The organism is Methanomassiliicoccus luminyensis B10, from assembly GCF_000308215.1.
In the GTDB taxonomy this organism is placed as follows: Archaea; Thermoplasmatota; Thermoplasmata; order Methanomassiliicoccales; family Methanomassiliicoccaceae; genus Methanomassiliicoccus; species Methanomassiliicoccus luminyensis.
In genome coordinates this window covers 57,379-63,410 of record NZ_CAJE01000005.1, presented here as the reverse complement: position 1 = coordinate 63,410, position 6,032 = coordinate 57,379, and the positions used below count along the sequence as shown (strand labels likewise).

General features: G+C 59.5%; 4 protein-coding genes. 2 read left to right on the top strand and 2 right to left on the bottom strand.

The window, feature by feature from the left end:
* Positions 1–323: 323 nt before the first annotated feature.
* A complete protein-coding gene (locus WYS_RS01860; protein WP_019176457.1) occupies positions 324–1,454 on the top strand; it encodes a metallophosphoesterase family protein in 1,131 nt (376 codons plus the stop codon).
* A complete protein-coding gene (locus WYS_RS01855; protein WP_336603351.1) occupies positions 1,421–3,859 on the top strand; it encodes an SMC family ATPase in 2,439 nt (812 codons plus the stop codon). The genes WYS_RS01860 and WYS_RS01855 overlap by 34 nt, the downstream gene beginning before the upstream one ends.
* A 242-nt stretch (positions 3,860–4,101) precedes the next feature.
* Here the strand turns inward: WYS_RS01855 and WYS_RS01850 are convergent, their stop codons facing one another.
* Both WYS_RS01850 and WYS_RS01845 read right to left on the bottom strand, forming a co-directional pair.
* On the bottom strand, positions 4,102–5,238 hold the full coding sequence (locus WYS_RS01850; protein ID WP_019176455.1) for an ABC transporter substrate-binding protein: 1,137 nt from the start codon (positions 5,236–5,238) through the stop codon (positions 4,102–4,104).
* Between the two features lie 27 nt (positions 5,239–5,265).
* Positions 5,266–6,030: an ABC transporter ATP-binding protein gene (locus WYS_RS01845; RefSeq protein ID WP_162137679.1), complete on the bottom strand. Its 765-nt coding sequence runs from the start codon at positions 6,028–6,030 to the stop codon at positions 5,266–5,268.
* Positions 6,031–6,032: the final 2 nt, after the last annotated feature.

The following is a 6,032-nucleotide window of genomic DNA, read 5'->3' as shown; positions in this document are numbered from 1 at the left end:
TCCTTCAGGAGATCACCTCGTCTGTTGTTATACCCCATACCCCTATACCGTATATTAGGTTTCGCATGTTATCGAAGCCCCATGGCGAGATGATGCTATATCTTTGCTGGGTTAATGATAATGATTTTCGATTGCTCGGTCGGTTTCAGCGCTCCGGCATGAGTGCACACGGGCTCTTGGCCGCAAGTACGTGGAACGGCGCGCGGCCCGGGAGCACGCAGGAGAAAGCAAACCAAATAGTGCCTGTAGGAGGAAAGGTAAAAAGAGCACGTGCGCTTTCATGAAACGGAGCGCTAGATGCAGAGATTTAGGAGGAGCACTGGTTGAGGATCGTCCATGTCGCCGACACTCACCTGGGATACTCGGCGTACCGCAAGGTGTGCGAGGACGACTCCCCGTACCGCGGCCTGAACCAGAGAGAGGTGGACGCCTACCTCTCCTTCGAGGCCTTTGTCGACAGGATGCTGGAGATGCGTCCGGACGCGGTCCTGCACGCCGGGGACCTCTTCGACACGGTCCGCCCGTCCAACCGCGCATTGAGCTTCGCGCTGGAGCAGATGGTGCGGCTGAACGAGGCGAAGATCCCGGTGGTCATCATCGCCGGGAACCACTCCACTCCCCGGCTGAGGGAGACGGGGAGCGCGTTCCGCCTGTTCGAACACCTTGAATATATCCACCCAGTGTACCGCGGGGCGTACGAGCAGGTGGTGCTCGGCGATATGACCGTGCACGCCGTCCCCCACTCCGACGGCGAGTCGTTCAAGGAGCAGCTTCCGCTGCTGGAGCCGAGCGGGGAGACCAAGTTCAACGTGGCGATGCTGCACGCCGGGGTGGTGGGCTTCGCAGAGTTCCGCATGAACGAGTTCAACGAGCAGCTGGTGGATTCCTGCTACCTAAAGGAGAACATGGACTACATCGCCATGGGACACTACCATAATCACCACCAGATCGCCGGGAACGCGTTCTATTCCGGCTCGACCGAGCACTTCTCCTTCGCCGAGGCCAAGAGCAGGAAGGGGTTCATCGAGATCGACCTTGACGCCAAGAAGAACAGGTTCATCGAGCTCCCTACCCGGCCGATGCTGGACCTTGGGCCGATCGACGCGCACCGCATGGATGCGGTGTCGCTCATGGGGGAGATCGAGGAGCTGCTGTCGCAGGATCTCGCGGGCAAGATCGTGCGCCTGTCGGTGAAGAACCTGCCGAGGCTGACGTACGAGGCCCTGAACTTCCGGCGGGTGAGAGAACTGGCATCCTCCGCGACGCACTTCGAGCCGAAGTTCGAGATAACGCGGGAGAACGTATCGGTGCAGTTCGGCTCACCTACCCTGACCTCGCTGGAGCAGGAGTTCGTCTCCTTCTTGGAGCGCTACCCGGTGGAGCGGGCCGACAAGGACGCTCTGCGCGCCAGGGGCCTGGAATACCTGAAAAGGGGGCTGGAAGGATCAGGCTGATCTATCTGGAGCTGCAGAACTACCGCCGCTTCCGGACCGCCAAGGTGGAGTTCCCCGACGGGGTCATCGGCATCATGGGGCCGAACGGGGCGGGGAAGAGCACTCTCATCGAGGCGGTATCGTGGGCCCTCTACGGCAACAAGAGCGAGATAATCCGCAGCGGGAAGGAGGGGATCAGGCGCTCCGGGGCGGGGACGCACGAGGAGTGCTCGGTGCAGCTCATCTTCGACGTCGGAGGAGTGCAGTACCAGGTCAAGAGGGCCATGAGGGGCAAGGACCTCAAGATCGACGCCGAGCTCCTGGCCAACGGCGGCGTGGCGGCGTCCACCGACAAGGCGGTGACCGCGGAGATAGAGAGGATACTTGGAATGGATCACCGGGCCTTCTTCATCTCGGTATTCGCCAGGCAGAAGGACCTCTCCGCGCTGTCGGTGCTCAACCCCGCCGACCGCAAGAAGCTCATCATGCGCATGCTCGAGCTCGATGTCCTGCAGAAGGTACAGGAGGACATCAGGAGCGACTGGCGCGACGAGAGGAAGAGCCTGGATTTCGTCACCCAGCAGCTCCAGGCCCCCGACGGGCGCTCCAAGAAGGCGATCATCGCCGAGGAGATCGCGCTCCTGGAGGCTGAGGCGGCGCAGCTGCGGTCCGATCTCGCCGCCGGCAATGAGGTCGTGGCAGCCAGGGAGAAGGGGCTTGAAGCGGCCAAGGGGCAGAAGGATTGGGCCGCCCTCAAGGAAGAGGAGTACCGCCGCCATGACCGGAGGCGCATGGAGAAGAGCACTGCCCTGGACGAAGCGCGCCGCGCCGCCGCCACCGTGGAAGGGGACCTGCGGGCCCTCAGGACGAAGCTGGCGGAGCTTCCCGCCCTCGAGGCCAAGGACAAGGAGTACGAGGAGGCGGAGGCGCTCCGGGGGCAGATGGAAGAGAACAGGGGGCCGTTCCAGGAGCGCATGTCCATCGCCGCCAGCCTCGCCGGCAATGCCAACGAGACACGGCAGGTGATGAACGATTCGGCCAAGGCCGCCGAGGAGCTGACCAAGCTGAAGAACTCCCAGGAAAGCCTCGATGCCGTCACCGCCAACCTGGAGAAGCTTACCAGGGAGAACGCCGAGCGTTCCAGCCGCTCAGCGCTGCTGGACTCCGAGGTCAAGCGGCTCCACAAGGAGATCGGCGAGCTCGCCAGAAAGAGGGACGAGGTGGCCGAGATGGGGCCGGAAAGCCACTGCCCCGCCTGCGAGAGGAAGCTTGGTGAGCAGCACCACTATCTCCTGTCCAAGCTGGAGAAGGAGGCCAAGGAGAAGAGCACCCAGGCCGAGCCGATGGTGCACGAGTGCATCAAGCTCAGGGAAGAGATGGAGGTCGACTCCCGCCGCCGAAAGGCCCTGGAAGAGCGGAAGAAGAAGTTGGCCGAGGAGGTGAAGAGGGCCGAACGCCTGTCGGCCTCGATCGAGGGGTTCGACAGCAGGCTTGCGGCCCTGGCGGCGGACAAGATCTCGTTCGAGCAGCAGCTCGCCACGCTGGGAACTGTGGAGTTCGACGAGGGGCAGTACAGCGATCTCAAGAAAAGGATCGCCTCGCTCAAGCCCTTCTCAACAAGGTACAAGGTCCTGCGCGGCGAGGGGTCAAGGCTGCCGGACCTGGAGATCCGATCGCAGGAGTGCGTGAAGAACATCGGCCTCCGGGAGAAGGAGCTGGCAGACGCCCAGGCCGAACTCGCCGAGATCGGCTACGCCGAGGGGGACCTCAAGAGGGCGCAGCAGGCCTACGAGGACGCTCGGTCGGCCCGCGAGACGGCCTATAATGAGGTGTCCAGGAAGGCCTCTTCCCTGGAGCTGGCGGAGGGCCGCGTAGCTGACAAGAGGAAAGCGCTGGAAGAGGTCGACGCCCTGGAGAAGAGCATTGCCGAGCGGACCAGAAAGGTCGAGGAGCTGGGCATTCTCGAGAAGGTGATGATCGACTTCAAGCAGAACGTAATGGACCGCGTGGTACCAACGCTGTCGGAGATATCATCGCAGCTCTTCACCGACATGACCGACTCCAAGTACGGCGGCATCGAGCTCGACGAGGACTATGAGATGGAGATATACGACGGAGGGGTGAAGTACCCGTTGAGCCGCTTCTCCGGGGGCGAGGGCGACCTGGCGAACCTGTGCCTGCGCCTGGCGATCTCTCGCCTGCTGGCGGACCGCTCCGGGAACGACATTAACTTCCTCATCCTCGACGAGATCTTCGGCTCCCAGGACCAGGTGCGCAAGCGCAACATCATGTCCTCGCTGAACCAGCTGGAGAAGCAGTTCCACCAGATCATTCTGATAACGCATATCGACGACACCAAGGACCTCATGAGCAGCGTCATCACGGTCAAGGAGCTGGAGGACGGCACCAGCACCTTAGAGATATGAGCCAGCAAATTGGATGCGCACAAATGCGTGAGGGAAGGTTCGCCAGGGCTGACTGCAAAGACCGTGACAGCTTGTTGAGATTCAATCATAATAATGACTTCAAATTGTTGCCTTGGCGAGAGAAAAATAGACTGTGCTAATTGGTCCGGTTCATTTCAAAAAAATAAGAATGAAAAAAGTACCGCATCGCGCAGTTCGCACGGTGCAGATGTTCTCGACCAACCCCGGGTGATCGCGGGTTACTACGGCATGCTCGCCATCAGCTGCTTGGTCTCAGGATCATATATGTATAGCTCCCCTTCGTCGTGCGCTTCTGCCACAAATGACCAATCGAAGCGGCCACTATAGTCCCGATCATCATAGCCAAGCAGGTACGCGTTGAACTCCACGGTGTCCTCTATGCCGACGATCCTGTTTACATCCCAATTGATCAAATCGAAAAATTTCATTTGAGAGGTCTTATCCCAAGTAGCAGCACCATAGAACTCGACGCAATAATCCGCGACCTCATCGACCGTCTCGGGGTTCTCGATCATCGCGCAGGCCTTGTCCAACGCCCTCAGCATCTTGACGAGCGCGTCACGCTTCTCCTCGACCGCCTGTCCGGAGGCTAGAATGACGCATGCTATGCCAACCGTATATTCTGAAGGCGCTACATGAAGGGAGATGCCGTCATGACTAGCCGCGAGCACATTGGTGTTGCCCCCGATTATCGCGTCCACCCCTCCGTTGACGATCCCTATCACCTGATTGTCGAACTCCATATGGACCAGCACCCCGTCGGTCGTTCCCCTGACGGTGGAGGCCACGGCGTATTGCTCATCCGTCAGGGTTCCATTCTGCCAGGCACGATAGAAGTACGTAATGACGTTCGATCTATAGCCGGTCGTGGTATCCAATCCGACGTGATACTTTACCTCCGTCCCGCCGTTCGCCCCGTTGACGAAGAAGGTGTTGGGCTGCGATAGATTGAGACCGGCAGCAATAGCATCGTCCCTTATCGCGAACTCGATCCCGCTGACCGAAGTGGGCGTTGTGATCCCGGATATTATCTTGCCGTCTTTCGATTCCTCCATCAGCCGAACCGTTGGATCAGAAGCCCCGACCAGACATGTATCGACCTGTCCCGAAAGGAGCGCAGTGCAAGCAGCGCCTCCTCCGCTGACCAACATCAGATCGACATTGATCCCTTCATCCTTGAAAAGACCATAGTGATCGGCGATCCAAAACGGCTCGTAGTAGTTCTTTGTGCCGACCGCAATGGTGATGTCTGCTTTGTCACCGCTGCCTCTGATGACCATGTACGCAGCTCCGATCCCGGCTACCAGCAGTATTCCGACCGCCGCGATCGCTATCATTTTTGTCGTATTCTTTTTCATAGAATCCCCTTCCAAATCTCCTGCTTCTCAGGCGGCCCCGGAGTGCTTCTTCAGTTCGCCCAGGATCTCCCTTTTCAGATGGATGAAATCGTCGGACAACAGGTCGCGCTCGACGCCTGACCCGATGGTCCATTCCTTCACGATCCTTCCGGGCGACGGCGCCATCAGAAGGATCCTCGTACCCAACAGCAATGCTTCGTCGATGCTGTGGGTGATGAACAGCACGGTCCTCTTCTCCTTGTCCCAGATATCCAATATCTCCTGGTCGAGGTGCTTTTTCGTTTGCTCGTCCAGGCTCGAGAAGGGCTCGTCCATCAGCATGACGTCCGGCCGCATGGCGAGCGTTCTCGCTATGGCCACGCGCTGCTTCATGCCGCCGGAGAGCGAGTGGGGCGTTTGATCGCTGAATTCGGTGAGCCCTACCAGTTCGATGTATTTCCTTGCCGTTTCCTCCCTTTGTTTCTTGGACAGGTCATTTCGGTCCAGCGAGAACTCGACGTTCTCCAGCACGCTCTTCCACGGGAGTAGGCTGTACTCCTGGAATATGACGGCGCGTTTCGGGGAGGGCCCGTCGATCCTCTCGCCCCGATACAGCACGTCCCCCTGGAGAGGTGTCTCGAACCCGGCAAAAATATTGAGCAGCGTGGTCTTGCCGCAACCGGACGGGCCGAGGAGGCAGACGAACTCGTTCTCCTCGATAGATAACGAAACGTCCCTCAGAACGACCCTTACCTTGTCACCTTTCTGGTTCAGATAGGTCTTGTAAACATGTTTGGCCTCGAGAACGCTCATGC

Bases quoted from the DNA above. Each gene is read 5' to 3' on its own strand.
- WYS_RS01850 (WP_019176455.1), bottom strand. From the start codon at position 5,238: ATGAAAAAGAATACGACAAAAATGATAGCGATCGCGGCGGTCGGAATA.
- WYS_RS01845 (WP_162137679.1), bottom strand. From the start codon at position 6,030: ATGAGCGTTCTCGAGGCCAAACATGTTTACAAGACCTATCTGAACCAG.